Source organism: Thermosynechococcus sp. M3746_W2019_013 (genome assembly GCF_015296045.1).
Lineage (GTDB): Bacteria > Cyanobacteriota > Cyanobacteriia > Thermosynechococcales > Thermosynechococcaceae > Thermosynechococcus.
In genome coordinates this window covers 89,212-114,340 of record NZ_DVDW01000013.1, presented here as the reverse complement: position 1 = coordinate 114,340, position 25,129 = coordinate 89,212, and the positions used below count along the sequence as shown (strand labels likewise).

Below are 25,129 nucleotides of genomic sequence, written 5' to 3'. Positions count from 1 at the left end.
AAAGGTTGAGCTTCTATCCCAACGAAGGAGCAATTCAGTGGCAACCCTAGGGGTCAACATTGATCATGTGGCAACAATTCGCCAAGCCCGGCGCACGGTCGAACCCGATCCCATAGCCGCAGCCGTTTTGGCAGAACTGGGGGGAGCTGATGGCATTACCGTACATCTGCGCGAAGATCGTCGCCATATTCAAGAGCGAGATGTGCGGCTCCTGCGGCAGACGGTATCCACCCATTTGAACCTAGAGATGGCTGCCACCCCCGAAATGGTGGCGATCGCCCTTGATATTCGCCCAGATTACGTGACATTGGTGCCTGAGCGGCGCGAAGAAGTCACCACTGAAGGGGGTCTAGATGTGGTGAGTCAGCAGGAACCCTTGACCCAAGTGGTGCAAACCCTGCAAAGAGCGGGAATTCCCGTGAGCCTGTTTATTGATGCCGATCCAGCTCAACTGGAGGCAGCTGCCAAAACCACCGCTCAGTTTATTGAACTGCACACCGGCCGCTATGCTGAAGCCAAGGGGGAAGCGGCGCAACAGCAGGAACTGGCGATTTTAGCTCACGGTGTCCAACAGGCAAAATCCTTGGGCCTGCGGGTGAATGCGGGCCATGGATTGACCTACACCAATGTCGGAGCGATCGCCCGCCTTGAAGGCATTGAAGAACTCAATATTGGCCACACCATTATCAGCCGCGCCGTTCTTGTGGGGATGGTACAAGCGGTACGGGATATGAAAGCCCTCATTAGCCCTTAAACTCAGCCCTAAGGGCGTCATCGTAGTCATCGGCTAGGGTTGCCACAATCGTAATTAAGCGAGCAATTTCACCCGCAGTGATGCCGCCTAAGGTACGGGTAGCCACTACCTGTACTTGTTCCTCGGCAATAGCAAAATGCGCTTCCAAGGTAGTCAGCCAGTTCAACGTCAGCAGCTTACGATACAGTCCCAATTCATCGGTTACAGGCAGGGGCAGCACCGGTGACCAAATGGTGAGAAAGTCCTCCTCCGTCTGGCCACTCAGTTGTACGAAAACATCCGCACTGCCGTAGCGAAACATCCAAATTTTGCCACTGTCCGTTTGGCCAACGCGGGGAGCGTCCCCTTGGTGAAGACCGGAAATGACAGTTTCAATCGTCTCAACCCAATTTTCAGGGGCAAGATCAAGGGAGGTTGAGGACGCCGGCTGTACTTCACTGACCATAGTCATTTCCCTCTAGTGCATCTAAGAATAGGTTAAAGGACTTGGTGGGTATAGGCGTGTTGTTTGACATTGTCGGCAGCGGTCACGATGCGCTCGGAATTGAGCACCCGTTGACGTTCTGTGGAAGTATTGAAGTTGCGGTAGGTTTCGCCAAGGGGAATATGACGGGTACTTTGGGGACGGGCAATGTAGGTGCGGGCAGCGGCTGCAAGGCGATCGCCATAGTCATCACACAGATGGGCAGTGGGGGGAAACTGCGGTCGCACCTGCTGTGGGTCTTGGGCAGCACCGTAGGTGAGGGCATGGGCTTCACTGTAAGAAGTGGGCAAGCCATGGAGCAGGGCTTCCAAGGCCGCTGAGGGAATCGGCTCAATAATCTCTACGGGCTGGAGTTTTCCCTCTACTTGCACAAAACAATGAGCCAGTCCAAGCACCACATAGGCTTCTGGGGGAGGAATTTCTTGACTCATTGCAACCTCACAATCATCTGGTTCCCCTCAAGTCTAGCCTGATTTTTCGAAGAATCAGCCTCGTGGGCAACATTAAGGACTAGGCGGCAGTCGTCATCGGTGAAACGGGTAAGATCATTTAGACCTACTTCACCATGCGTCCTGTCATCATTGCTGTATAGTGAGCACTCTAGAGAGTATGGAAACGGCAAACTCAAGGCCAGAAACAATCCAATCCCCTGAGGTGGAGCTATTACCCCCGATGTTGGCGGCACTGCCCGACCCCCAAGGGGTGAGTCTGTGTCCTCGGCGGGCCCGTTGGCAATTAGACTTATTGTTGCTTGCCCTAGAGTGCGTTGATTTGAATGCCTCTGAGTTGATGCTCCAAGTGCTGCGGGATCTGCAACTGCAAGTGATGATCCCCAATCGGGTTGTATTTTGGCAAATTCGCTGTACCAATCCCTTTCGCCAAATTACCCAGCGTACCCCCTTACCCTTGGCGGAAACAAAGGCCCTCACCGCCGTAGTTGTGCAAGTGGCGCGGCGGCAGACGGCAATCCTGCGGCATTTACTTTTGGTGTTGGATCAGTTGCAGGCGCAAAATTTGCCCCCGGAAACCTATGCCCCCTTGGCGGAATATTTAGATCGCTTCCGCCGTCACTTCCGCAAACGCATGAACCTCCAGCGATCGGGTCTCTTTCTCTACAAAAATAACCAAGCCCTCAATGAGTTGGGTCTAAAGCTTTTGGCACAACTTCTGCTCTGCGCAGGCACAAAGGGCATGGAACGCCTTTGGTTGAGTTTATTTGACGGGGAAGTGAGTTAATGCTGCTGCAACGCCAGTATTCATTGCCCAACTGCACACTGCGAATTGAAGGGCTCAGCAGTCAAGCGGGCGCAGAACAGTTGGATATTGTCACCCTCTGTGAGTGGGAAATCGTTGGCCAGAATCAGCGGCTCAAGGGGGGCAAAGAATTCCTTGTGGCCTTGCTCAATAGCGTGCCAGCCGCTGCCCAAACCTGGTTGAGTGGTGTCAAGTTGCGGCGATCGCCCCAGTACCCGATTCAGGTCAACATTCAGGGCTTTAATCAAGTGTCCCTCCACATTCCGCGAAAGTTGCTGCAAACGTCTCCCCAAGAGAATGCAGAGCCATCCCCTGAACCCCTAGAAGTGCAGCTCACTTGGCTGCAACTGGCGGATCTGGTGGAGGCCCTAGATCAACTCTGTAGTGATAGCCAGACACTGCCTACCCTAAGACCAACATTCCATTCCCTCCCTCGGCGGGCGATCGCCCCTGCTGTGCCCTTGCGCAAACAACTCATGCCCTTGGGTATTGGCGCCGCCAGCTTAGCCGTCATGGCTGCGATCTTTTTCCACCTACCCGTGCCTGAACGCCGTCCTTCCCGAGAGGAGGCCCTCCCTCCCACCCCGGAAGCCGTCACGCCCTCACCGGCACCTACGACACCAGCAGTTCCGAATCCTTAGGTTGAGTTTGCAAACAGTCGTTTAGGTTTTTGTTGGGATAAACCATGGTAATCACTGCCCCTAGTGCTTTTTGGCCACCCGTTGTCAGCGATCGCGCTGCCTTTATTGCCCCCAATGCCACCCTTGTTGGCGATGTTCGCTTGGCTGAAGGCTGTAGCATTTGGTACGGCGCTGTTTTACGCGGTGACGTGGCCTACATCGAGATTGGTGCCCACACCAATGTTCAAGATGGTGCCATCCTCCATGGCGATCCGGGGCAGCCTACGATTCTTGGTGAAGAGGTCACTGTTGGGCATCGCGCAGTCATTCATGGGGCAACGGTGGAAGACGGCTGCTTAATTGGCATTGGCGCGGTGGTTCTCAATGGCGTTCGGGTGGGAGCTGGCAGCATTGTCGGTGCTGGGGCAGTGGTCAGCAAAGATGTTCCTCCCCGCTCGTTGGTTCTGGGCATTCCCGCCAAAGTCGTGCGTGAAGTGAGTGACACTGAGGCCGCCGATCTACGTCAGCATGCCCGCAAGTACGAACAACTGGCCCATGTCCACAATGGTACAGGCCTCAATTTAGGTTTCTCTGCCTAGATGGGCTTCCCGCTTGGCAAGTGAAGGGTTCAGGAGGACTTTAGCCCCTTTTTTGCAAATTGGGCTAGGGATTGGGGGATCGAAGACCCTCTCCCCCTGGCCGCCCCTGGGGATTGGCCATCCACCGGAAAAGGCCTGCCATCTGCTAAAATTCTGAAGGATTTTGTCGTAAGAGTTCAGCCAATGACTCGTGCACGGATTGCTGTGGATGCCATGGGGGGTGACTATGCTCCCGATGAGATTGTTGCTGGCGCCCTCAGAGCCAGTGAAGAATTAGATGCCGATATTCTCCTTGTGGGTGATCCGGTGCCCATTCAGCGCTACCTCGATGAACATGCCCCCACAGCCAAGCCCCAAATTATTGAAGCCAGTGATGCTGTTGACATGGGGGAAGAACCCCTCAGCGCCCTCAAACGCAAGCCCAAGGCCTCGATTAACGTGGCGATGGATCTGGTCAAAGCAGGTGCGGCTGATGCAGTTGTTTCCGCTGGTCACTCAGGGGCAGCGATGGCCGCGGCACTATTGCGCTTAGGCCGACTCCCTGGGATCGATCGCCCCGCCATTGGTGCAGTCTTACCCACCCTCATCCCCGGCAAATCCGTCCTCGTGCTTGATGTGGGCGCCAATGTGGACTGCCGCCCCAAATACCTTGAGCAATTTGCACTCATGGGATCCATCTATAGCCGGTATGTCTTAGATGTGTCCGATCCGAAGGTGGGCTTGCTCAACATTGGCGAAGAGGACTGTAAAGGCAACGATCTGGCCCTAAAGGCGCATCAACTCCTGCGGCAAAATCGCCAAATCTCCTTCTTGGGCAATGCAGAAGGCCGCGATGTCCTGTCGGGACAATTTGATGTTGTGGTCTGCGATGGGTTTGTCGGCAACGTTCTGCTCAAATTTGCTGAATCCTTGGGGAGTGTCCTCATACAAATTCTCCGTGAAGAGTTACCTCGGGGCTGGCGGGGTCAACTGGGTACGGCGCTGCTGCGTCCCAATCTCCGCAAAATTAAGCAGCGCATTGATCATGCAGAACATGGCGGTGGCCTCCTTTTGGGGGTGGATGGCATCTGTATCATTAGCCACGGCAGTTCCCAAGCCCCCTCGATTTTTAATGCCATTCGCTTGGCCAAGGAAGCAGTGGATCATCGTGTTTCAGAGCGGATTCAGGCCTGTTACCAGCATGCCGTTGCCGTTGAGGATCAGGCTTAGTGACTGTGCAGGGCGTTAAATTTAGCGGCGTGGGTGCGGCAACCCCCCGTCAATGCTTGACCAATGCCCACCTCAGTGCCCTTGTGGACACCTCAGATGAGTGGATTCAGTCCCGTACGGGTATTCAAGAACGGCACGTGGCGGCTCCTGAGCAGTGCCTTGTGGATCTGGCCAGCGAAGCAGCAGGGGCAGCCCTACAGATGGCAGGACTAGAACCCACAGCGGTAGATTTGATCATCTTGGCTACCTCGACGCCCGATGATCTCTTTGGTACGGCCTGCTTGGTGCAAACTCGCATTGGGGCAGTGAATGCCGTGGCCTTCGACTTGACAGCGGCCTGTTCTGGCTTTCTCTTTGCCTTGGTCACGGCGGCTCAGTATTTGCGCACCGGTGCCTACCGCAGTGCCCTTGTCGTGGGGGGGGATCTTCTCTCCCGTTGGGTGGATTGGGGCGATCGCCGTACCTGCATTCTCTTTGGCGATGGCGCCGGCGCGATGGTCTTGCAAGCCAGCGATGTCGATCAGCTCTTGAGCTTTGAACTGCGCAGTGATGGTCGCCTCAATGAGCACCTTACCCTTGCCTTTGTGGGTACTCCCCAGACCTTAGGGGAAAATCTCGCGATCGCCCAAGGCGGATTTGCTCCCATTGCTATGAATGGCCGTGAAGTGTATCGCTTTGCCGTCACCCAAGTTCCCGAGGTGATTGAGAAAGCCCTGCACCGCGCTGGGTGTACCGTTGAGGAAATTGACTGGCTGGTGTTGCATCAGGCAAACCAACGCATCCTTGACGCGGTGGCTGAGCGTTTAGGCATTCCTCAGGAGAAAGTGATTAGCAATGTGGCTCAGTGTGGCAATACCTCCGCCGCCTCGATTCCCCTCGCCCTTAGCAAGCCGATTCAACAGGGGCATATTCAACCTGGAGATTTAATTGCCACCGCTGGCTTTGGTGCCGGTTTAACTTGGGGAGCTGCCCTGTTCCGCTGGCAATAGCCTATGCAAGGGGACACCGACCTGCGTACATTAACGATGCGGGTAGAGGCAATTCTATATCTGAAGGCACAGCCCCTTACGCTGACTGAACTGGCAGCCCTTGCCGGCACTGACCCTGAGGCCATTGAACTAGCGCTGATTGAGCTCCTCAACGACTATGCCCATCGCCAGACGGCCCTCGAAGTTGTCCAAATTGACGATAAATATAGCCTGCAACTAAAGTCCGCCTTTCAAGAACTAGTTCAGTCCCTTGTCCCCGTTGAATTGGGGGTTGCGGCACAACGCACATTAGCCCTAATTGCCCTTCGTGGACCCATTCGCCAACCAGAGGTGATTGCACTGCGGGGTTCTAGCGCCTACCAACACATTCAAGAACTCCTTACCCTGGGGTTTATTCAGCGGCGGCGGGATAACCGAAGTCGCTCCTATATCCTCCAAGTCACTGAGCGCTTTCACCAGTATTTTCAGGTGGATCAACTGCCAACTATTGCAGAGGAAAGGGCGGACGATTCACATACTCACTGAGCAACTGGGAGGGCAAATCATCAGTTATCGCCAATTGCAGATTCAAAAGGGTAACTGCGAGCTTCTCTTGCTCTAGTGTGTTGCGCCCCAAGGCCTTGAGAATGCGCCGCAATTGAGCCGCAATTTCCGCCCCAAACATTGTGAGATTTTCATCGGGCAGTGCCGGCAACCAATCCATTGCCCCATGTTCTACTGCCCATTGTCGCTGCACGGGGGAAATATGGTTGTCGTAACGATCAATGATGAAACTGCGCAGCTGGGGATACGTTGCCTTGATCCAATTCAAGAGGTTGCCAATATCCGGTTTTTCCAGTTGCGAATCAAGGAGCAACAGGTCAGGGTTGCGCTGCATCACGGTCACAAAATCACTAATGATGCGGCGGCTGTTGATTTGCCCCGATTCAACGACAACTTCTAGACCCTGACTGCGCAGGAGTTCTTGCCAAATTTGTACCTGAATGCCGGGGGGTTGAATGATCAGAATGGTGGGTTGAAGGGTAACAGGGGCATCTGGCGGTGTGGTGGAGACAGCTTCATCAGTGCGAAATTCAAGGGTTGTTTTGCCGATAATGAAGCGATCGCCCGTTTTAAGAAGCGTTGGCACCTGAATCATTTGGCCATTGAGAATAGAGCCATTGCGACTCCCCAAATCAATAAGGTAGTAATCATCATTATCCAGACGCTGAATCATCGCATGGCGACGGGAGGACCAGCGATCCGCCAAAACAATCGTGCAGTCTTTGCCCCGGCCAATCACCCATGAATTTCCTTCGATAAGAGGGACGACATAGGTGCTCGCCTCTGTGGAGATGACCAATTGTGGATACTGTCGTAGCAAGGTGATCCCTCTTCCAACTCCCTTTAGGAATAAATTAGGTTCCTTAGGGCTTTATTCAAAATGATAGTCAGGACATTGAATAGCCGCTTCAGTAGCTGCCCAATCGGGATGCAGTGAACACTTTAACCGATAGTCTCCCGAAAAGAACCGACAGCGGGCACAGGGAATTTGATGCAGGCGGCGAGCGATCGCCAGCCCCTCCTGGGTCAGCTGCCACAGATCCCAAGCCAAGATTGCCAGCAGTAACCAAGCAAAACAAAAACAAATTGGCACTAGAACTGGCCCTACTGCCTGGAAAAAAGAGACTAACCAAACAACCATAGGCCACCCCGGCAAGCCCTAAAATGGGAGGCTGCTAGCAATTATTATTTTATCTTGTGATCTGACCTTGATAGTTTTTCAGCATATACCACATATACTAACCACATATACTAAATTTGAGTGGGGTAAATCTCCCCAGAGAAATTACATTGGAAACACCTATGGGCATTCAAGAGATTGTTGAGCAAGCACTGCGCAACGGTTATTTGACACCAACGCAGGAAGCAGAAGTAGGACGCATTTGCGATAAAGCCACAGAACTTTCCGTGGAAGATTACATGGCGTTAGATCGCCTCATGGGTGCCCTATTGACGGGTCAAGTGGTCGCTGTCCCCCGCAAGCAATTTATCAACGTCATGGAAGAACTGGTGCTCACGGAGGCCATGACCCGCATCGCCGCTGTTGAAGCAGAGCAAAAGTGTGCCCTTGATTTAGGAGATATTGCTGCCTATGCCCTCAACCGTCTGCCGCCCCTTTATGCCACCACCGAAGAGGGAGCGCAGTACCAGCGCCAGCGGGCCCAAGAAGAACTAATGGACATAATTCGCACCCAAGTTCAAGAGGCCATTAACCACAACATGGCGCGACCACAATTTCATCCGGAGCGATCGGCCATTGGCAAAACCTCCGGTAAAGAGGTCTTTAGCCAGGTCAGTTCTCTGCTCCAAGCCTACGCCAATGACTATGAGGGTCCCAAGGGAGAGTCGGCACAGTGAAAATTTGGCTGTACGATACTACCCTGCGCGATGGCGCCCAGCGAGAAGGTCTCTCCCTCTCTCTGGAAGATAAACTGCGGATTGCCCGCCAACTGGATCGCCTTGGGATTCCCTTTATTGAGGGGGGGTGGCCGGGAGCCAATCCCAAGGACGTACAGTTTTTTTGGCAGTTGCAGGAGACACCCCTACAACAGGCAGAAATCGTTGCTTTTTGTGCCACTCGTCGCCCCGGTCGCAAGGCGGCAGAGGAGCCAATGTTTGAGCCGATCCTAGCAGCCGGTACTCGCTGGGTGACCCTCTTTGGCAAGTCTTGGGATCTCCATGTCACTGACGGTCTTAAGACCAGCTTGGCGGAAAACTGCGCCATGATTGCCGATTCCATTCAGTTTCTGAAATCCCACGGACGACGGGTGATCTACGATGCTGAGCATTGGTTTGATGGTTACTTTGCCAATCCCGAATATGCACTCCAAACCCTTGAAACGGCTCTAGCAGCCGGCGCCGATTGGTTAGTTCTCTGTGATACCAATGGCGGTTGCCTCCCCCATCAAATTCAGGCAGTGGTGGCAGAGGTGATGGCGCACTTGGGTGGTCTTGATTGTTTGGGGATTCACACCCACAATGATGCGGGGACGGCAGTGGCCAATGCCCTTGCGGCGGTACAAAGCGGTGTGCGGATGGTGCAGGGAACCATCAACGGCTATGGCGAACGCTGTGGCAATGCCAATCTGTGTACCTTGATTCCCAATCTGCAATTGAAACTCGGCTATGACTGTGTCACCCCAGAGCAGTTGGCGACGCTGACGGAAGTAAGCCGCCATGTGAGTGAAATTGTCAACCTTGCCCCCGATGATCATGCGCCCTATGTGGGTCTGTCGGCCTTTGCCCACAAGGGGGGAGTCCATGTCAGTGCTGTGCAGCGCAACCCCCGTACCTACGAGCATATTGAGCCGCATGTGGTGGGCAATCAACGGCGCATTATTATTTCTGAGCAGGCAGGCATCAGCAATATTTTGGCGAAAACCAGTGAACTCGGCTTTGAGTTGGATCGGCAGCATCCCCTGAGTCGGACGATTTTGGAGCGCATTAAGCACCTAGAAAGCGAAGGCTATCAATTTGAAGCGGCGGAGGCTAGCTTTGAACTGCTGATTCAGGAGGTACTAGGGCAACGCCAGCGACCCTTTACTCTTAAGGGCTTTGATGTCTTTTGCCGCACTGATTCACGCCAACTGGAGGCCACGATTCGCAGCCAGTCTTTGGCCACGGTCAAAGTTGAAGTCAATGGTGAGGAGATGCTCACGGCGGCGGAGGGCAATGGCCCTGTCTCGGCATTGGATCAAGCACTGCGCAAGGCCTTGATGTCCTTTTATCCAGAGATTGCCGAGTTTCACCTGACGGACTACAAGGTGCGGATTTTAGATGGTCATGCGGGCACGGCGGCTAAAACTCGGGTGCTGGTGGAATCCAGTAATGGGCGCGATCGCTGGGCAACGGTGGGGGTCTCTGCCAATATCATTGAAGCTTCTTACCAAGCGGTTGCTGAAGCCCTCGAATATGGCCTACAGTGCACTCGGCGATCGCAGGCTTCTCCTTTGATGGTCTCCTGAAGCCTCTGAGAACTTGACAAAATCCGCTAAGATCAAAACTGGTGTTTAGGTTGCATCACTGCCAAGGAGCCCCGTGTGCTCAGCACCCTCAAAGCAGATTTTCAAATTATCTTTGAGCGGGATCCTGCTGCCCGCAACTGGCTAGAGGTTGTTTTTTGCTATCCCGGACTGCAGGCCATTGTTCTGCATCGGTTGAGCCACTGGCTTTGGCGGCGGGGTATTCCCTTTATCCCTCGGTTTATTTCCCACATTGCCCGCCTCCTCACAGGGATTGAAATTCACCCCGGCGCCACGATTGGCAAGGGCGTTTTCATTGATCATGGCATGGGGGTCGTCATTGGTGAGACAGCGGTTGTGGGTGACTATTGCTTGATTTATCAGGGGGTCACCCTGGGGGGGACGGGTAAAGAAACCGGCAAGCGCCACCCCACCCTTGGTGAAAATGTGGTTGTTGGTGCCGGGGCAAAGGTGTTGGGCAATCTCACAATTGGGAACAATGTGCGCATTGGCGCAGGGTCTGTGGTGCTGCGGGATGTGCCTTCAGATTGTACGGTGGTGGGGATTCCCGGGCGGATTGTCTATCGTGCAGGAGCTAAAATTGCCCCCTTGGAACACGGTCAACTGCCTGACTCTGAGGCCGAAGCCATTCGCTATCTGTTGGATCGCATTGAACTCCTAGAGCAACAGGTGCAAGCCCTGCAACAGCAGGAAAAGGTGCCTGCCCTGGTTCAAGGACATTTACAAGCATCCCAAGGGCAAGCCTGTCGCCTCAGCGATCGCCCCATTGAAGAGTTTCTCAACGGCGCTGGTATTTAGGCTGACCGCGCATAACACAGCCCACAGACTCCCCAGCGCTGCAATTCTTTGACTGGTGTAGGGCACTGACAGCGGGGGCACAGAGGATAGTCTCGCGATCGCTGGTACACTTGGACTTGCCACCGTTGAAAGGCCTCCTGGGGAGTGGCTGCAGGAGCCACATTGGGAAGATTTCCTACTTTCGGTAAGGCCTCAGGGCGGGCGATCGCCGGGCGTGGGGGACGCCAGTCTCGATGAGAGAAGCGAATATCGCTGAGGCTAATGCCTAGGGTCTGCTGAATTTTAGCCCTCAGGGGCGATCGCGAGAACGTCAAATGATGTGCCCAAGTACTACTGGCAACTGCCACGAACAAAACCCCTTCAGCGGTGAGTTCCAGTGGTACAGTGTGCTCAGCCACAATCGCTCCCACAAGCTCTGACCAATGCGCCAAGATACGCAAGAAATGGTGTGGCTGTTGCCATTCAGGAGCCTGCTGCCATTGCTGAAGTACTGTGGCCAGTAGGGTATAGGCCATTGCGGACTATTCCCGACTATTCGTGATCGTATTCCTCTTGCTTTTGCCGCTGCTCAAGGCGAATCGGTTGCTGTTCTGCCCAGGGATCGGCCGTGGGTTCTGACTCGGGCAGTTCTACGGGCATGGCTTGAGCTGGAGGTTTAGCTTGGCGCGGCCGCTCTTCGTACTCATACTCATACTCCTCCTCGTACTCCACATACTCAGGCTGGCGCCGGCGTCGCCGCGGAGGGGTTTCCCACTCGACTTCGTCGTAATCGCTGCGGCTGCGTTGGGGAGGATAGACGGGCGATCGCGCCCCTGAGGGCAGTTGATTACTGCTCGGTGTCACAGGTTGATAGTACTCGTCCTCGTCATTTTCCCAGGGGGGTGCCCCCAAGCCAACCCGTTCTAAGAGTCCCACGGTCAATTGCCGCAGGCGGGTTTCTGCCCCTTCAAACACAATAATGCGATCAGGTCCAGTGCTGACAATTTCCTCAATGGGCAACTCGTAGGTGCTGATCAGTTGGGCCGGAATCCAAGGGAAGCCAATGGAAGCCAAAATCAAATCCGTAATGTCACCCGTTTCTGGATCAAACTTAAAGCCCCGTACCTTACCCAGCACTTCGCCGGTTTCCGTCACAATCTCACTATCAATCAGTGTGCTGTAGTTGTAGGTATTAAGAGCCTCGGTGACATCATCATCGTGCTCAACGAGAATGACATCGCCAATTTGGCGAATACTGTCGAGAAGAATGTAGCGTTGCTCCCCGGTAAAGAGGGTATTGCGTACCCCCAAGGCCACCACTTGCCGCTGGTCGATATCGACCCAAACTTGATTAATGACGCCTAACTTCCGACCAGTATCACGGGTAATTACCTGTGTACCGATCAAATCTGCCCGTTGCAGCAACTGCGTCGATATGGTCATGCCTTTGTGTATCCCAATGAATCTTAGTAATACTATAGCGGCGAATACCAATGGTACGCCAAAGGCGATCGCAGGAGTAATCAGTTCCCCAGTGCAATCGGTGCTTCTAGGCTAGCGCATTTTTGCCCCACGGCTCAGTTGAGCTAGCCTATTCCCCAAGAATGGACTGGGTGAGGCTCATCACAGGTTGCATTAAAGGTGCTTCCTCGCTAGAGAGAGCTTGATTGACCACCTGAGGCAGGACTTGGTACGTTACCTGCGCTGCCTTCTCATCCCTGAAGGCTTTAATAATCGTGCGGTACCACAGCAAAAAACCCTCCCGCAGGGCATTCAAATCCCCAAATAACATCGCGGTTGCCCCTAGGCGAAGTACATGCCGGCGATCGCGCCGACACACGGCTGAATAGTCTTGATTGCCCTTACGGAAAATGTAGGGATTTCTAGCTCGCAGTTGCCGCTCTACTTCATCAAGGATTTTCTCCTCGGCATCCCGGATTTTTTCATAGGCACTAATGCGCTGCTCTACTGTGGCTAGATAATTTTTCAGAAACTCCAGCTCCTGGGCACTGGCATAGCGACCATCCGTCTCAAGGCTGAGCTTTTCCAGTTGACGTAGCATCTTTGGGCACCCAGTTCTAAACTTAACTTAATATTGCTAGTTATTGCGATTATTGTGCCAAAATCGAACTGCTGAGAGCAAGGACAGGCTCCATGACCTGTTGCTCTTGCGGCGTGAGTAGTTGTTTCATCAAATTTGGCAAGTACTTGCCGTAGGTGGAAGAGGAGGTCTGTTCGTAGTTAAAGGATTTGACAATGGTGCGGTACCAGAGCAGGAAGTTATCCCGTAGCAAATCCAACTCGGAAAAGAGCATTGCCGCAGCGCACAGGCGAATTGTATCCACCAAGTCACGACGGCAGATTTCCGAGCGATCGCCATTGACGAAATGGAAACAGCGGGGATTTTCTGCCTTTTGCATAGATTGAATTTTATCCGCCATCATTTCCGCCTCAGCACGGATTTTTTCGTAGGCACTGATGCGAGTCTCCACCGAAGCCAGATAATCCTGCAGAAAATTTAACTCCTCAGGACGGGCATAGCGACCATCGGCCACAACGGTTAGGTGATTCAACTGACGGAACATAGGGCAACCCTCGCTAGAAAATAAATGAACGCACTCTCCTATCGCCTATCGTTTCACCAGCTCCCCTTGGCGCAGGCGTTTTTCAATATCCCGTGCCGTAGCTCCTTCGTTTTGCCAGAAGGCAGCAGCATCAATGCGATCCTGTTTACCGACAAGGAACTTACAGTAGGTTTCCCCCATGGCGTAGCACTGCAGCTCAATGCAACCCAGGGGCTTTTGAATCAATCCCGAAAAGAAGCCCGCAAATAGACCAGCATAGATATAGCAGACCGGTTTGCCCACATCCCCCAGGGTGCGTGCTACCACGGAGTCAAAGATATTGATGAACATAAAACCATTCTTTTGCTCCGTGAGATCCACTTCCCAGTTCCCCCAACCTAGGGTTGTAAAGGGCCACCACCAAGCCTCTAGAATAAATGTTAAAGTGGCCTTCCGTAGCTCCCGCTGGTACTCCTGCTCAAAGTGTTGCTTAAAGACAACTGCATCGCGCTTGCCCCACTCTTCGCCAATTTTGTACATGACGAGGGTAGCGGCAGCGCCAACTTCCTCTTCGAGACCTTCCACTAGACCAATAACGAAGTCTTCTGTTGCTAAGGTAATCCGCTGATCATACCAGTCGGTAATGCTGCCCCGTTGGCTATCAAATTGGAGATAGTCCCGCAGGCTATAGTGATTGGTGCGGCTTGGATGGATTTGGTGTAACTGATGCTGATAGCCCTGACCAGTCGTCATAGCATTAGCACTTCCAGCAGGTCGAGACGGCGTGACAGAAACCATAGATCAGCGAATTGCCCCCTATTGTGCTTTAACGTAACGTTAGGTACTAAGCAGCCACATTTTTTAGGCTAAAAGATTTTTCAGAATCGTGACTCCGTACTCCCACTGATTTTTTGTCTAACGACACATTTCTATAAGTTCTGTTTCATTGATGCAGGGGATGCCCAATTCTTGAGCACGTCGCAATTTACTCCCTGCTTTTTCGCCCACCACCAGATAATCCGTTTGCCGACTTACACTCTCACTCACTTGGCCGCCGTGCTTTTGGATCAGGGCTTTTGCTTGCTCACGGGTGAGGGTGGCTAGGGTGCCGGTAATCACAAAGCGTTTGCCATCGAGGGATTTCTCTGTAGTCGGGGTAGTTGGCGCAGGCGGAAGTGCTGCAGCCAGTTGCAGTCCCAACCCCTTCAGATCAGCAATTAGAGCCTGGTGATCAGGGTCTTGGAACCACTCCTGAATCGCTTGGGCAATTTCCTCACCAATGCCATAGACCCCACACAGATCAGCGACGGTGGCCGTGGCTAGTTCCTCAACAGACTTGAATCGAGCGGCCAGCATTTGGGCATTGACACTCCCCACATGGCGAATGCCTAAGCCATAGAGCACCCGTGGCCACGGTTGTTGTTTCGAGTCGGCGATCGCCTGCAACAATTTATCAGCGGACTTTTGACCCATGCGCTCGAGGCTCAACAGTTGTGCTGCCGTCAGACGATAGAGATCCGCAGGGGTGCGCACCAATTCCTTCGTCACCAATTGCTGTACCAGCTTTTCCCCTAAGCCTTGAATATCCAGGGCATCCCGACTTGCCCAGTGCAGGATCTGGCCCCGCACGATCGCTGGACACCGAGGATTGACACAGCGACTCACCGCCTCATTGGCAGAACGCACAACTGGCTGGTGGCATTCGGGACAAGCAGTGGGCATTGTAAAGGGTTGAGCCGTTGGCGGTCGCAATTCAGGAAACACCCGCACAATCTCTGGAATGATTTCCCCTGCTTTGTGGATCACGACCTTATCGCCAATGTGCAAATCCAATTCAGTAATGTAGTCTGCATTGTGCAACGTTGCCCGTGATACAGTAGTACCTGCTAATTGCACCGGCACCAGTTCAGCCACGGGAGTAAGGGCCCCTGTGCGTCCCACCTGAACCGTAATTCCCAGCACATCCGTAATAGCCTGCTCCGGTTCGTACTTCCAAGCAATAGAACCTCGGGGAAACTTTTGCGTAAACCCAAGGGCCTGTTGCAGCTCTAAGTCATTGAGCTTGACCACAATGCCATCGGTCAGATAGGGCAGTTGATGGCGTGCGGTTTGCCAGTAATCATAGTAGGCTTTCACGGCCTCTAGGTCAGGGCAGTCGGCATTGTGGGGATTGACCCGAAAGCCAAGGTGTTGCAGCGCATAGAGCACTTGCCGCTGCGATTGAGGTTCCCCTGCTTGGTTCTCCCCCAAGGGAACGCTACCCCCTTCAGGCAAATGCAGGGCATAGGCAAAGAAGTCTAATTGGCGTTGGGCAACAATGCGGGGGTCCAGTTGACGCAGGGTACCGGCTGCGGCATTGCGGGGATTGGCAAAGGGGGACTCCCCCTGGGCTTGGCGTTCTTGGTTTAGTTGATGGAATCGCTCCAAAGGCAAAAAGGCTTCCCCGCGAACTTCAACGACAGGGGGTGGATTTTCAAGGGCTAATCGCAGGGGAATGGTGCGAATTGTGCGCACATTGCTGGTAATATCCTCACCGCGTTGGCCATCGCCCCGCGTTGCTCCCCGCACAAGTAAACCGTTTTCATAGCTTAAGGCAAGAGCCACACCATCCATTTTGAGTTCGCAGACATATTCGGCTGAGGGGAGTGGTTCCTCTTGCCGTAGGGTGCGCCAATAGCGCTGCCAGCGTTCCTGCCACGCCACCATATCGGCAAAGGTAAAGGCATTTTCAAGGCTATAGAGGGGAATGCGATGGCTGACACTCTCGAATTGACTGACAGGCGCTTCACCGATCCGTTGGGTAGGACTGTCGGGGGTAATGTACTCGGGATGAGCGGCCTCTAGTTCCTGAAGCTCCCGATAGAGTTGGTCATAGACCTCATCTTCCATGATCGGCTGATCCAGGGCGTAGTAGGCGTAGCTCGCACGCTGAAGCAGGCGCCGCAGTTGTTGAATCCGTTCAGCTGGGGGTTCCTTCAAGACCATTTGCCCTATGAATCTGTACTATTCCTGGCGCGTGGCTTGGCCACATGGGGCAGTCCCCAGCCCAGTTTTTGTTGCAGCACATGGAAGAATTCTGGCGCCCGCAGGCGAATAAAGCGGGCACGGTAGGGGGCACGTTGCACAAAAACCTGATCCTCTGGCTGAATGTAGCAACCTGCATTGCCATCCACCACAAGAATCAGATGCTTGAAGGGGTTCGCTGGATAGATCCACACCGGTTCGCTGTTGGAAAAGACAAGGGCACGGGAGGCTAAAGAGTGCGGACAAATGGGCACTAATTGCAAAGCTGCCACGCCGGGGGTAATCACGGGACCCCCTGCCGAGAGGGCATAGGCCGTAGAACCCGTGGGGGTAGAGAGAATCAGACCATCGGCAGCAATATCAACGCGGGCATGGGCACCCACATCCACTTCAAAGTGGCACATTCCCGTCAGGGGTTCTTTGTGGATCACCATTTCATTGAGGGAGAGGGCTTCCCAAATGACGGTTTGATCCCGCAGGACTTGAACCGTGAGCATTGTGCGATCTTCAATCGTGTAGTCGCCGCGTAGCACTTGATCCAGGGCCGGTTCTAGATCGGCCACGTAGCCTTCGGTGAGAAAACCCAAGTGTCCAGTGTTGATGGTGAGCAGGGGAATCTCGCAGGGAGCCAACTGCCGAAAGGCAGAAAGCACAGTGCCATCGCCGCCAAGAACAACCGCAAAGGCCATGGAAGCATCAAAGCCGGGGGGCACCAGTTGATCAATAGGGGTATGGCAGACGGGACTATCGGGACGGGAATAGCCAAGAATGCCACCAATTCCCGTAGCCATCTGTACTTCCCAGCCCTGAAGTTCTAAAATTCGGCGGACATGGGCAGCCAACTCGACTGCGAGGGGTTTGCCTTCGTTGTAGATGATCCCCGCCTTCACAGCAACTCCTAGGGGGTGGACTTAAAGGGACTGCGTTTTTTGCGTCCAGATTTTTTCTGTTTGGCTTTTTCGTAATCCAATTCTTTGAGTTTACGCAGAATTCGGGTGAAATAGTCCTGTAAATAGTCCTCAAGGGTCAGGGTTTCCTTGGGATCGAGATCAAAGGTGCGATAGACGTCCTCCATCGGGGCATCGAAAACTTGACCACTGGCAATCACTTCCGTAAAGGCTAAGCGATCGCTAATGTTCCACGTCCACTGAAACCACTGGGTGGCCTGCCGTGCCGCTCGCAAGACGCCAATGGGCAAGCGGGTAATTTTTGCCTGCTGTCCTGAGAGGTGTTCACACAGCTTAATAATTTCATCCGCTGTCCAAGCGCGGGTGCCCGCCAAGTCAAAGGTTTTGCCATAGGTGGCAGGCCGATCAATGGCGCGCACTGCAAATTTGGCCACGTCCTGAGTATCCATGTAGGCAATGGCGGTGGACTCTCCCAAAACCCAAATGGATTGATTTTCCAGAATCGGGATCGCATATTGGCCAATTAAGCCCTGAAAGAAACCGCAGGGACGCAGAATCGTGTAGTTTAGCCCCGATTCGCGCAAGAAGTCTTCGGTACAGTGTTTGATTTGCATCAGCGGCACCTGGGGATAATCCTGCGCCCTCATAATTGAGAAAAAGATCAGGTGTTCAATATCAGCGGCTTGGGCAGCCTGAATCAAGTTGACTTTGCCTTGCCAGTCCACTGCTGCAATGGTCAGCGTATCGGTGGGACGAGTGGCAGAGGCATCAATGACTACTGAGGGTTTGGCGTACTTCAGTGCTTCAAGAATACTGTCGGCGGCACAGAGGTTTCCCTGAAGAATCGTGGCGCCCCACTCCCGCAGAAACGTGGCTTTGGCTGGACTGCGGACAAAACAATACACATGATGTCCTTCATCGAGGGCACGGCGCACAATTTGCCGCCCTAGGGTACCCGTACCGCCAACAATAAAAACGTTCATGAAAAACTCTAGTCATAAATCTTAACTTTTGTAATACTTTATCAGAATTCCCGACAGAGGCGATCGCCCTTGGGGATCATTCTCCCTTGAGCAAACGAAGACGGATTAAGGGGCAAAGTCTTCACAGTGGAGCGTTTCCCATGTTTTGCGCCCCGTTACGGGATTGGTGCCACTGGCAACCTTGCAGAGTTTGCGTTGGGCGTCTTCCCGCAGTTCTACATCGGTAAAGTCAGCACCGGTGATAATGGCATCGTCAAAGTTGGTATTAAAGGCAAAGGCGCCCTCAAGAATGGCATTGGTGAGGTTGGCCTTAGTCAGCCGCGCCGTGTCCAATGTAGCGTAGCGCAGATCAGCACCTTCGAGGTTAGCTGTTTCCATGTTGGCACCAAAGAAGCTCACCCCCTGGAGATTGGTGTGGCTGAGGTTGCTGTGGAAGAGATTCGCTTTGGTGAATTCCGACCCCCGCAGATCCCGTCCGGAAAAGTCCATATTGATCAGGGCTTCTTTCGTATAATCTTCGGCGATCGCTCCTGTGGGGGTGAGCAAAATCCACAGGATGGCCAATAGCAGTGCTACAGACCAGCGCCAGTAGCGGCTAATCGTGGTCATGACAGCCGAGGATAAGAGTAGCATAGGCAACACTAGAGCTAATGCGAAGTGTCTATTGTTTAGATTATCAGTATGGAGATTTCTAAGGCGGACTGGGTACGCAATACCTTTATTGATGATGGCTATGCCAAGGGCTACTTTCTCATGGGGAGGAACAATCACCTGGGGTGGTACACCAGCCGCCAACGAGCCCTAATTCCCTTGGATGAGCGGTTTCGCTATCCCACCTCACTGCGACGGGTGCTCAATCAAAATCGCTTTCAAGTGGCGATTAACCGAGATTTTCGTGCTGTGGTTGAGGGGTGCGCCAATCGCCCGATAACATGGATGACGCCCCGTCTCAAGGAAGTGTACCATCTGCTTTACGCCACGGGTTGGGCGGTGAGTTTTGAAACGTGGCAGGGGAATGAACTCGCAGGGGGTATTCTCGGTATTGTTATTGGCGGTGCATTTATTGGCGAGTCCATGTTCTATCGCATCCCCGACGGCTCAAAAGTGGCGATGGTAAAACTGGTGGAACATCTGCGGCAGCGGGGCTTTTTACTGTTTGATGCTCAACTGCAAAATCCTCATCTTGAGCGCTTTGGGGCAGATGTTGTCAGCGCTAGCAAGTATCGGCAGCTATTGGCACAGGCCATTCGTAAGCCCTGTCAATTTCTCTAATGCTTTGAGGCAAGTGCCTGCCTCAGAAATCTATCAAAAACAATTAATCTTTTTTAAACTAAAGTTAATTATAAATTACTCATCAAGAGGGGCATTTTGTGAGTTTTTTTAAAATTTTTGACGAGAAAAGCTCCACTGCTAAACTCTCATCTAAGAAGTATTCCTCTCAAAAAGATGATAACTCTGCGTCGGCAAAAGCCCCTTCTTTTTTTGCTGCTTTCTCTGGTCAGCGGTCTGATTGTCAGCTTTGCTCCATCCCCTGTCCAGGCCTACGTGAATTTCCCGGCCTTGCCGGATACCTATGTTAACGATCTGGCGCAGGTTTTAGATGACTCCCAGCGAGAGCAGGTGCGTTCGCAACTTCAGACCTTTCATCAGCGCACCAATCAACAGGTACTTCTAGTCACTATTAATTCCTATCGGGAGCACAGCAACCAACACGCCAGTTTCGAGGCGTTTGCGATGGAGTTGTTTAATCATCGAGGGGTGGGTAGCCGTTGGCGCAACGATGGTGTGATGCTCTTAGTGGCTCCGGGCGATCGCAAAGTGCGCATTCAATTGGGCAGTGCCTACGGCAGGGATTGGAATTCCCGTATACAAGCAGTGATTGACAACTACATGCTGCCGGATTTTCGTCGTGGCCAATTGGCGCAGGGAATCATCAAAGGTGTGGGCGCCTTACTCAATACATTGCAGACCGACGGGCTAACAAATGCCGCTAGCGGTGTTCCGGCAATTGACCTGTCCAGTTTTCTTAAGTTTTTTTCTGTTCCCCTTCTGCTGCTGTTTATTGGAACTTTCTGCTTTCTTTATCCGATCTTAAGCTTAAGGCTTTTTTTCAAAATTTTCGCGTTCAACTCTGTGCAATCAGGCGATCGCTCTCGCTCCTCCTATCACAATGATGACGATGATCGCTACCACACTTACACCAGCGATGACACTTACTCCAGCTATGAGGGAGTGACAGTTCCTCGAGTAGTAGTGATGAAGGTGGGCGCTCCTCTGGCGGTGGTGCCGAGGGCAGTTGGTAAACTAATTGCCCCCTACTAGAAATGGCGATCAAGATGCTAAAATAGCGTCGTTCCGTAGCACATGAGAGACGCTCTTGACGCAGGCGACAAATCTTCCGGGCATTGATTCCCCCCAAATTGATGAGTTCTTGCAGGAATTAGCGACAATCCAAGACTCTGGCCCTAAACGGATTGCGCTCCTTGGCTCGCGTCATGTCCCCATTACCCATCAGCACCTTATTGAAATGATGAGCTATGCCCTTGTGCTGGCTGGGAATCGCCTGATGACCTCAGGTGCGGTTGGAACCAATGCGGCGGCGATTCGGGGGGCAATGCGGGCAGACCCCAATTTGTTGACGGTGATCTTGCCCCAAAGTCTAGAACGCCAGCCTCGGGAATCCCGCCAACAGCTGGATAAGGTGATGCACTTGGTGGAGAAACCTGAAAATGATCACCTCCCCCTTGCAGAAGCCAGCTCCCTCTGCAATCAGGAGATTATTTCCCGCTGTCAGCAACTGATTTGCTTTGCTTTCCACGATAGCCACACACTACTGCAAACCTGTGAACTAGCGGAAGAGCAGCACAAGGTGGTCACGCTCTTTTACTTTGATTAACTTTGATTAACTAAGGACGGTTTTCCCGACCTAGGGCAATTGCGTCCCTATGCCAGAATAGGGGCAGGATTCAAGGTTGATACTCCATGAGCGGCTTCTACAACTGGTATCGGAAGCTGTTGCGGCATCCTAAGTATCGCTGGTTCATCATTGCCGCGAGCTTGATCTATTTGCTGAGTCCTCTGGATATTTCCCCAGATTTAGTGCCGATCGTTGGCCAGCTGGATGATGTCACGGTTCTGGTCATCCTTGCCAGTGAGCTAACGCAATTGTTGGTGGAGCGCATTAAAAGCCGGCGATCGCCCAACATCACCACAACAGTAGATGTGGAAGCAGAACAGGTTTAAGGATCAATCCCGCGATCGCAAGTCACTGCCGACAGAGCGCAGCAGCCAGCGGTTTTGCACATAGCTGCGGACACCGCTAATCAGTGCCGCCGCCATCAGTAGACCAATGGCGGGCATAAAGAGGGGTTGCCATAGACGCAGCCAGAGATCAAACCCCAAGGGAAGCTCAAAGGACCGACCAGCCAGGGCAATCACAAACCAGCCAAAACTGGCCAGCACAAAGAAGGTATCGGCGACCAACAGCCAGTTGATCATATCCCGCAGCCGTACCATGATTACCCCCCCAGTACCCATTGTTTGACACGGGCAAGGCTCTCCCAATCGGGTTTGCGCTTCAGGCCGTCGGCAAAGTTATCGATGACCTCTTGGCGCAGCTCAGCCACAGCGGCAACAACGGTTTGCGCCAATTCAATGTGGGGACGAACGCCCTTTTGTCCGGTTTCTAGCATTGCCACCGCCAGGTTAATGCGCGCTTGCGGGTCTTCGGGGTTGAGCTTGACCGCTTTTTGGGCAGCCTTTAGGGCAGATTGGGGCTTGTCATCCAGAAGGTAGAGCCACGCCAAGCACGTCCAAGCGGCGCTACTTTTTTGAGCACGCTGGCAAATCTCTTTGAAAGTGGGAATTAACTCTGAGGCAGGTGCTCCTTCTTTGTAGCGGGCGATCGCTGCCTCAAATTGACGTTCAACGTCGCTCACAAACTGAGATGGGGTCAAGGGCAGGACTCCTTAGGCAGAAAATGAGGTACCACAGCCACAGGTTTGGGTGGCATTGGGATTCATAAACTTAAAGCCACCACCAATAAGGGCGTTGCTGTAGTCCAACACCAAGCCATAGATGTAGAGCATACTCTTGGGATCGGAGACCACCTTGAAGCCATCATAGTCAAAGACTTCATCATCGGCACGAATATTGGCGGGGTCTTCAAAGTCCATCGTGTAGGACATCCCTGAGCAGCCACCCCCCTTGACGCCCACCCGCAAACACAGGTCTTTACCGTGTTTATCGCGGAGCTCAAGCACATGCTTGAGGGCAGCTTCGGTCATCATGATTCCCCTAGCGGGTTGTGTGGCCTGTGTCATCACCCACTCCTAAAAGACTCCAAACTTTATCGTAGCAAGTTCAGCGGTGGGTCACCATCTCGTGGGCACGCTTGAAGGCTTCGTCAAGTACCTCCGAGAGGGTGGGATGAGTGTGGACATTGAAGGCCAAGTGGCTCACCGTCTGGCGATCGCGAATGGCATTAGCCGCCTCTTGAATTAAATCCGAGGCATGGAGACCAAAGATATGCGCCCCCAGTAGCTCGCCAGTATCAGCGCGGAAGATCACCTTGGCTAGGCCATCGGTTTCGGTTTCCGCCAGGGCCTTGGAGTTGCCCTTGAAGTAGGTGCGTGCCACCTGCACCTCAAAGCCTTCTTTTTCCCCTAGCTCACGGGCTTGGGGTTCCGTCAAGCCGACAAAGCTCATTTCTGGGTGGGTAAAGGCCGCCGCAGGAATACTGCGATAGTCCACTTGGCGAGGCCGTCCGACAATTGTTTCAACAACGGCAATCCCCTGTGCCGAAGCGGCGTGGGCCAGCATCATTTTCCCCGTGGCATCACCGATCGCCCACAAATGGGGGACGGGTTTCCCTTTTTTCGTTACTGCCAAATACTCATTGACGGGGATAAAGCCACGCTTATCGGTGGTCACACCCACACTCTCTAGGCCAATGTCTTGGGTAGCGGGAATGCGACCGGTGGCCACAAGGCAGGCATCCACTTCGAGGACATCCACGACTTCTTGTGTTTTCGCATCTGCGAGTTCAATAACCACCGGGCTACCGGGGATGACACGCTTGGCTAGGGTGCCGCTGTAGGTTTCAATATCGCGCGCCGCAATCAAAATCCGCTGTGCCTGTTTGGCAATATCTGGATCAAAGGTGGGCATCAGTTGATCTAGGGCCTCAATCATTGTCACTTCGCTGCCGAGGGCCGTGTAAATATCGGCAAATTCTAGACCAATGTAGCCGCTGCCAATAATGGCCACCCACTGCGGCAACCAATCCAGCTTAATGGCATCGTCACTGGTATAAACCGTCTTACCATCTACCTCCACACCGGGGGGCACCCAAGGCACTGATCCCGTAGCAATGATAATGTCCTTGGCGGTTACGATTTTTTCCCCTGTGGGCGTGGTGATGCTCACTTTTTGGGAACCGGCTACTTTCCCTCGGCCAATGAGCGTATCCACACCGAGACGCTTGAGACTATTGGTGAGATCACTGCGGATCTTTTGAACTAAGTTGGCGGCATGGGCAGCGACGCCGGCGCGATCCACATTTACCTGCCCCAGTTGAATCCCCAAGGCTTGCCAGTGGCTGGCTTGGCGTAGTTCCCGTACCCGTCCGGCTGCCGCCAGGAGTGCCTTTGAGGGAATGCAACCGCGATTGACGCAGGTGCCCCCCATGTCTGCTGCTTCCACTATTGCTGTTTTTAGTCCAACACTGACGGCATGGAGAGCAGCCCCATGCCCCCCGACACCAGCACCAATAATGATGAGATCGTAGTCAAAGCTCAAGGACGCTTCTCCCCAACTGCATTCCCTTAGCTTATCAAAGGGCGTTCCCCCTGAGAACTTAGGCCTTTTGGCTATAGGCAGTTAGGGGTTCTTTGATCCAGCGAATATAGAGATGTTTGAATGTGGATTTGAGAACGCGGGGGGCGCCAAAGTCAATGGGCATCATTTGCTGCGGCAGTTGCCAATCGCGAATTGTTAATTCGTGGGGCTGTGCCAAGGGAAACTCAATCTCACTAAGTTCGTAGTTGTAGCCGAGGGCGGTGGCAGCGCGTTGGGTGGGAATGCGCTCAGGGTCAACATTCAGGATAGCCACAAAGGCGCGATCGAGGGCAAAAACGTCGCGACTGGCACCCAAAACATGCAGTGGTCGTGGCGTTCCACCACTGGGGCCATTCCCTTCATGGCCAATAATGCCATCCATAATTGTGAGGTCGGGGGCGATCGCCCGCGCCGTTTCCACGAGCATACGGCCAAAGCGATCGGCATCCTTACCCGCTTCCATGTGCCACCATGCCTTCATTTTGCCCGGGACACAGCCAAAGAGATTCTTCACCCCGAGGGTGAGGGTCAGTTGCACGTGGGATTTGACCTTGGGCAGGTTAATGACGACATCGGCGGCCATCGCTTCTTTGCTTAGGCGCAGGTGAGCAAATTCGGGATTGTCGGTGGCGTAGCGATCGCCATGGAATTCAATGACGGGCAAATTTAATTCTTGAATATAGGGCAGGTAGCCATTGCTGCGGGCGACCCCCAATGCGGAGCCAAAGGCGGGTCCATCCCCTAGAAAAGGTCTGCCACCGGCGGCTTGCACCATTTTGGCGACGCAATAGACCAGTTCAGGACGGGTAACACATTCCTGCTTTGGCCGTGCCCCCGTGAGTAAGTTGGGCTTGAGGAGCACGCGATCGCCCGGTTGAACAATTGCCGCCATTCCCCCCAAGGGCGCTAGGAGTTCCTCAAGGGAGGCACTGAGATGGTCAAGGTCATAGGAGGTTGCTCGCAGTAAGCTCACACGTGGCATTAGAGGTTCCTCATGGCTTGGCAGTCTTTCCCCACAGTGTGCCACAAAGCATCATAGAGAGACATCCTGTAGCCACCCCCCCGACCCACCTCAATCCCCAGGTGAAAATGAAAAAATAG

At 53.4% G+C, this 25,129-nt stretch carries 32 protein-coding genes; 14 read left to right on the top strand and 18 right to left on the bottom strand.

Annotated elements, in window-relative coordinates:
• Nucleotides 1–37 precede the first annotated feature (37 nt).
• Nucleotides 38–754, top strand: a complete 717-nt coding sequence (locus tag IGQ16_RS02420; RefSeq protein WP_297060115.1) for a pyridoxine 5'-phosphate synthase — start codon at nt 38–40, stop codon at nt 752–754.
• Here the strand turns inward: IGQ16_RS02420 and IGQ16_RS02415 are convergent.
• Complete coding sequence (locus IGQ16_RS02415; RefSeq protein WP_024125769.1) at nt 744–1,199, bottom strand: YbjN domain-containing protein; 456 nt, start codon at nt 1,197–1,199, stop codon at nt 744–746. The genes IGQ16_RS02420 and IGQ16_RS02415 overlap by 11 nt on opposite strands.
• A gap of 32 nt (nt 1,200–1,231) precedes the next feature.
• A complete protein-coding gene (locus IGQ16_RS02410; RefSeq protein ID WP_024125770.1) occupies nt 1,232–1,669 on the bottom strand; it encodes a hypothetical protein in 438 nt (145 codons plus the stop codon).
• Nucleotides 1,670–1,847: 178 nt separating this feature from the next.
• Here IGQ16_RS02410 and IGQ16_RS02405 point away from each other — a divergent pair, with 178 nt between their 5' ends.
• The 6 genes from IGQ16_RS02405 (at nt 1,848) to scpB (ending at nt 6,434) form a co-directional block, all read left to right on the top strand.
• Nucleotides 1,848–2,474, top strand: a complete 627-nt coding sequence (locus tag IGQ16_RS02405) for a DUF3038 domain-containing protein (protein ID WP_297060113.1) — start codon at nt 1,848–1,850, stop codon at nt 2,472–2,474.
• The gene (locus IGQ16_RS02400) at nt 2,474–3,133 is read left to right on the top strand and encodes a DUF4335 domain-containing protein (protein ID WP_024125772.1); all 660 of its coding nucleotides are present in this window, start codon (nt 2,474–2,476) and stop codon (nt 3,131–3,133) included. Before IGQ16_RS02405 ends, IGQ16_RS02400 begins: the two co-directional genes overlap by 1 nt.
• A 44-nt stretch (nt 3,134–3,177) precedes the next feature.
• Nucleotides 3,178–3,711: a gamma carbonic anhydrase family protein gene (locus IGQ16_RS02395; RefSeq protein ID WP_024125773.1), complete on the top strand. Its 534-nt coding sequence runs from the start codon at nt 3,178–3,180 to the stop codon at nt 3,709–3,711.
• A gap of 183 nt (nt 3,712–3,894) precedes the next feature.
• Nucleotides 3,895–4,920 (top strand): phosphate acyltransferase PlsX, encoded by a 1,026-nt coding sequence (plsX, locus tag IGQ16_RS02390; protein ID WP_024125774.1) that lies wholly within the window; start codon nt 3,895–3,897, stop codon nt 4,918–4,920.
• Nucleotides 4,920–5,909: a beta-ketoacyl-ACP synthase III gene (locus tag IGQ16_RS02385; protein ID WP_024125775.1), complete on the top strand. Its 990-nt coding sequence runs from the start codon at nt 4,920–4,922 to the stop codon at nt 5,907–5,909. The genes plsX and IGQ16_RS02385 overlap by 1 nt, the downstream gene beginning before the upstream one ends.
• 3 nt (nt 5,910–5,912) lie before the next feature.
• Entirely contained in the window at nt 5,913–6,434 is a 522-nt protein-coding gene (gene scpB / locus IGQ16_RS02380; protein WP_024125776.1) for an SMC-Scp complex subunit ScpB, read from the top strand.
• Here scpB and IGQ16_RS02375 read toward each other — a convergent pair.
• Together IGQ16_RS02375 and IGQ16_RS02370 are read right to left on the bottom strand one after the other, a co-directional pair.
• The gene (locus IGQ16_RS02375; RefSeq protein ID WP_024125777.1) at nt 6,394–7,272 is read right to left on the bottom strand and encodes an FHA domain-containing protein; all 879 of its coding nucleotides are present in this window, start codon (nt 7,270–7,272) and stop codon (nt 6,394–6,396) included. The two genes, scpB and IGQ16_RS02375, sit on opposite strands and share 41 nt — an antisense overlap.
• Nucleotides 7,273–7,323: 51 nt before the next feature.
• Nucleotides 7,324–7,593 (bottom strand): hypothetical protein, encoded by a 270-nt coding sequence (locus IGQ16_RS02370; protein ID WP_024125778.1) that lies wholly within the window; start codon nt 7,591–7,593, stop codon nt 7,324–7,326.
• A 161-nt stretch (nt 7,594–7,754) separates the two neighbouring features.
• Here IGQ16_RS02370 and IGQ16_RS02365 point away from each other — a divergent pair, with 161 nt between their 5' ends.
• The 3 genes from IGQ16_RS02365 to cysE all read left to right on the top strand — a co-directional run bounded on the left by IGQ16_RS02365 (nt 7,755) and on the right by cysE (nt 10,732).
• A complete protein-coding gene (locus IGQ16_RS02365) occupies nt 7,755–8,309 on the top strand; it encodes a late competence development ComFB family protein (RefSeq protein ID WP_024125779.1) in 555 nt (184 codons plus the stop codon).
• The gene (gene cimA, locus IGQ16_RS02360) at nt 8,306–9,916 is read left to right on the top strand and encodes a citramalate synthase (RefSeq protein ID WP_297060111.1); all 1,611 of its coding nucleotides are present in this window, start codon (nt 8,306–8,308) and stop codon (nt 9,914–9,916) included. Before IGQ16_RS02365 ends, cimA begins: the two co-directional genes overlap by 4 nt.
• A 75-nt stretch (nt 9,917–9,991) precedes the next feature.
• On the top strand, nt 9,992–10,732 hold the full coding sequence (gene cysE, locus IGQ16_RS02355; RefSeq protein ID WP_024125781.1) for a serine O-acetyltransferase: 741 nt from the start codon (nt 9,992–9,994) through the stop codon (nt 10,730–10,732).
• Here the strand turns inward: cysE and IGQ16_RS02350 are convergent.
• The 9 genes from IGQ16_RS02350 to IGQ16_RS02310 all read right to left on the bottom strand — a co-directional run bounded on the left by IGQ16_RS02350 (nt 10,729) and on the right by IGQ16_RS02310 (nt 18,823).
• The gene (locus IGQ16_RS02350) at nt 10,729–11,247 is read right to left on the bottom strand and encodes a DUF721 domain-containing protein (protein ID WP_297060108.1); all 519 of its coding nucleotides are present in this window, start codon (nt 11,245–11,247) and stop codon (nt 10,729–10,731) included. The genes cysE and IGQ16_RS02350 overlap by 4 nt on opposite strands.
• Before the next feature lie 16 nt (nt 11,248–11,263).
• Entirely contained in the window at nt 11,264–12,154 is an 891-nt protein-coding gene (locus IGQ16_RS02345) for a PRC-barrel domain-containing protein (RefSeq protein ID WP_024125783.1), read from the bottom strand.
• 148 nt (nt 12,155–12,302) lie between these two features.
• On the bottom strand, nt 12,303–12,773 hold the full coding sequence (locus IGQ16_RS02340) for an allophycocyanin subunit alpha (RefSeq protein ID WP_024125784.1): 471 nt from the start codon (nt 12,771–12,773) through the stop codon (nt 12,303–12,305).
• A 49-nt stretch (nt 12,774–12,822) separates the two neighbouring features.
• Nucleotides 12,823–13,296, bottom strand: a complete 474-nt coding sequence (locus tag IGQ16_RS02335; RefSeq protein ID WP_297060107.1) for an allophycocyanin — start codon at nt 13,294–13,296, stop codon at nt 12,823–12,825.
• A 45-nt stretch (nt 13,297–13,341) separates the two neighbouring features.
• Nucleotides 13,342–14,028 carry a V4R domain-containing protein gene (locus IGQ16_RS02330; protein WP_024125786.1) on the bottom strand — a complete coding sequence of 229 codons (687 nt, stop codon included), beginning with the start codon at nt 14,026–14,028 and terminating at the stop codon, nt 13,342–13,344.
• 162 nt (nt 14,029–14,190) lie between these two features.
• The gene (gene ligA / locus IGQ16_RS02325) at nt 14,191–16,260 is read right to left on the bottom strand and encodes an NAD-dependent DNA ligase LigA (protein ID WP_297060104.1); all 2,070 of its coding nucleotides are present in this window, start codon (nt 16,258–16,260) and stop codon (nt 14,191–14,193) included.
• A 5-nt stretch (nt 16,261–16,265) separates the two neighbouring features.
• Entirely contained in the window at nt 16,266–17,189 is a 924-nt protein-coding gene (locus IGQ16_RS02320) for an NAD(+) kinase (protein WP_297060102.1), read from the bottom strand.
• 8 nt (nt 17,190–17,197) lie between these two features.
• Nucleotides 17,198–18,190 (bottom strand): NAD(P)H-binding protein, encoded by a 993-nt coding sequence (locus tag IGQ16_RS02315; RefSeq protein ID WP_024125789.1) that lies wholly within the window; start codon nt 18,188–18,190, stop codon nt 17,198–17,200.
• Between the two features lie 105 nt (nt 18,191–18,295).
• The gene (locus tag IGQ16_RS02310; protein WP_051372852.1) at nt 18,296–18,823 is read right to left on the bottom strand and encodes a pentapeptide repeat-containing protein; all 528 of its coding nucleotides are present in this window, start codon (nt 18,821–18,823) and stop codon (nt 18,296–18,298) included.
• Nucleotides 18,824–18,871: 48 nt separating this feature from the next.
• Between IGQ16_RS02310 and aat the strand changes: the two genes are divergently transcribed.
• The 4 genes from aat to IGQ16_RS02290 all read left to right on the top strand — a co-directional run bounded on the left by aat (nt 18,872) and on the right by IGQ16_RS02290 (nt 21,433).
• Entirely contained in the window at nt 18,872–19,462 is a 591-nt protein-coding gene (gene aat / locus IGQ16_RS02305; RefSeq protein ID WP_297060099.1) for a leucyl/phenylalanyl-tRNA--protein transferase, read from the top strand.
• Between the two features lie 174 nt (nt 19,463–19,636).
• On the top strand, nt 19,637–20,512 hold the full coding sequence (locus IGQ16_RS02300; RefSeq protein ID WP_297060097.1) for a TPM domain-containing protein: 876 nt from the start codon (nt 19,637–19,639) through the stop codon (nt 20,510–20,512).
• A gap of 55 nt (nt 20,513–20,567) precedes the next feature.
• The gene (locus IGQ16_RS02295) at nt 20,568–21,086 is read left to right on the top strand and encodes a hypothetical protein (RefSeq protein WP_024125793.1); all 519 of its coding nucleotides are present in this window, start codon (nt 20,568–20,570) and stop codon (nt 21,084–21,086) included.
• Between the two features lie 86 nt (nt 21,087–21,172).
• Nucleotides 21,173–21,433, top strand: coding sequence for a DUF1232 domain-containing protein (locus IGQ16_RS02290; RefSeq protein WP_024125794.1), 261 nt, complete (start codon nt 21,173–21,175; stop codon nt 21,431–21,433).
• 3 nt (nt 21,434–21,436) lie between these two features.
• On the opposite strand, the gene IGQ16_RS02285 is transcribed toward IGQ16_RS02290, so the two are convergent.
• From IGQ16_RS02285 to IGQ16_RS02265, 5 genes are read right to left on the bottom strand one after another with little or no spacing between them, the layout of a single operon-like run.
• A complete protein-coding gene (locus IGQ16_RS02285) occupies nt 21,437–21,706 on the bottom strand; it encodes a hypothetical protein (RefSeq protein ID WP_024125795.1) in 270 nt (89 codons plus the stop codon).
• Nucleotides 21,707–21,708: 2 nt separating this feature from the next.
• The gene (locus tag IGQ16_RS02280) at nt 21,709–22,146 is read right to left on the bottom strand and encodes a tetratricopeptide repeat protein (protein WP_297039434.1); all 438 of its coding nucleotides are present in this window, start codon (nt 22,144–22,146) and stop codon (nt 21,709–21,711) included.
• Nucleotides 22,147–22,158: 12 nt separating this feature from the next.
• On the bottom strand, nt 22,159–22,512 hold the full coding sequence (locus tag IGQ16_RS02275; RefSeq protein ID WP_041429286.1) for an iron-sulfur cluster assembly accessory protein: 354 nt from the start codon (nt 22,510–22,512) through the stop codon (nt 22,159–22,161).
• 40 nt (nt 22,513–22,552) lie between these two features.
• A complete protein-coding gene (gene lpdA / locus IGQ16_RS02270) occupies nt 22,553–23,989 on the bottom strand; it encodes a dihydrolipoyl dehydrogenase (protein ID WP_024125798.1) in 1,437 nt (478 codons plus the stop codon).
• Between the two features lie 58 nt (nt 23,990–24,047).
• Nucleotides 24,048–25,010: a DUF362 domain-containing protein gene (locus IGQ16_RS02265; RefSeq protein ID WP_024125799.1), complete on the bottom strand. Its 963-nt coding sequence runs from the start codon at nt 25,008–25,010 to the stop codon at nt 24,048–24,050.
• Nucleotides 25,011–25,129: the final 119 nt, after the last annotated feature.

Bases quoted from the DNA above. Each gene is read 5' to 3' on its own strand.
- IGQ16_RS02415 (WP_024125769.1), bottom strand. From the start codon at position 1,199: ATGGTCAGTGAAGTACAGCCGGCGTCCTCAACCTCCCTTGATCTTGCC.
- IGQ16_RS02410 (WP_024125770.1), bottom strand. From the start codon at position 1,669: ATGAGTCAAGAAATTCCTCCCCCAGAAGCCTATGTGGTGCTTGGACTG.
- IGQ16_RS02405 (WP_297060113.1), top strand. From the start codon at position 1,848: ATGGAAACGGCAAACTCAAGGCCAGAAACAATCCAATCCCCTGAGGTG.
- IGQ16_RS02400 (WP_024125772.1), top strand. From the start codon at position 2,474: ATGCTGCTGCAACGCCAGTATTCATTGCCCAACTGCACACTGCGAATT.
- IGQ16_RS02395 (WP_024125773.1), top strand. From the start codon at position 3,178: ATGGTAATCACTGCCCCTAGTGCTTTTTGGCCACCCGTTGTCAGCGAT.
- plsX (WP_024125774.1), top strand. From the start codon at position 3,895: ATGACTCGTGCACGGATTGCTGTGGATGCCATGGGGGGTGACTATGCT.
- scpB (WP_024125776.1), top strand. From the start codon at position 5,913: ATGCAAGGGGACACCGACCTGCGTACATTAACGATGCGGGTAGAGGCA.
- IGQ16_RS02370 (WP_024125778.1), bottom strand. From the start codon at position 7,593: ATGGTTGTTTGGTTAGTCTCTTTTTTCCAGGCAGTAGGGCCAGTTCTA.
- IGQ16_RS02365 (WP_024125779.1), top strand. From the start codon at position 7,755: ATGGGCATTCAAGAGATTGTTGAGCAAGCACTGCGCAACGGTTATTTG.
- IGQ16_RS02350 (WP_297060108.1), bottom strand. From the start codon at position 11,247: ATGGCCTATACCCTACTGGCCACAGTACTTCAGCAATGGCAGCAGGCT.
- IGQ16_RS02345 (WP_024125783.1), bottom strand. From the start codon at position 12,154: ATGACCATATCGACGCAGTTGCTGCAACGGGCAGATTTGATCGGTACA.
- IGQ16_RS02340 (WP_024125784.1), bottom strand. From the start codon at position 12,773: ATGCTACGTCAACTGGAAAAGCTCAGCCTTGAGACGGATGGTCGCTAT.
- IGQ16_RS02335 (WP_297060107.1), bottom strand. From the start codon at position 13,296: ATGTTCCGTCAGTTGAATCACCTAACCGTTGTGGCCGATGGTCGCTAT.
- IGQ16_RS02330 (WP_024125786.1), bottom strand. From the start codon at position 14,028: ATGACGACTGGTCAGGGCTATCAGCATCAGTTACACCAAATCCATCCA.
- ligA (WP_297060104.1), bottom strand. From the start codon at position 16,260: ATGGTCTTGAAGGAACCCCCAGCTGAACGGATTCAACAACTGCGGCGC.
- IGQ16_RS02315 (WP_024125789.1), bottom strand. From the start codon at position 18,190: ATGAACGTTTTTATTGTTGGCGGTACGGGTACCCTAGGGCGGCAAATT.
- IGQ16_RS02310 (WP_051372852.1), bottom strand. From the start codon at position 18,823: ATGCTACTCTTATCCTCGGCTGTCATGACCACGATTAGCCGCTACTGG.
- aat (WP_297060099.1), top strand. From the start codon at position 18,872: ATGGAGATTTCTAAGGCGGACTGGGTACGCAATACCTTTATTGATGAT.
- IGQ16_RS02300 (WP_297060097.1), top strand. From the start codon at position 19,637: ATGATAACTCTGCGTCGGCAAAAGCCCCTTCTTTTTTTGCTGCTTTCT.
- IGQ16_RS02290 (WP_024125794.1), top strand. From the start codon at position 21,173: ATGAGCGGCTTCTACAACTGGTATCGGAAGCTGTTGCGGCATCCTAAG.
- IGQ16_RS02285 (WP_024125795.1), bottom strand. From the start codon at position 21,706: ATGGTACGGCTGCGGGATATGATCAACTGGCTGTTGGTCGCCGATACC.
- IGQ16_RS02275 (WP_041429286.1), bottom strand. From the start codon at position 22,512: ATGACACAGGCCACACAACCCGCTAGGGGAATCATGATGACCGAAGCT.
- IGQ16_RS02265 (WP_024125799.1), bottom strand. From the start codon at position 25,010: ATGCCACGTGTGAGCTTACTGCGAGCAACCTCCTATGACCTTGACCAT.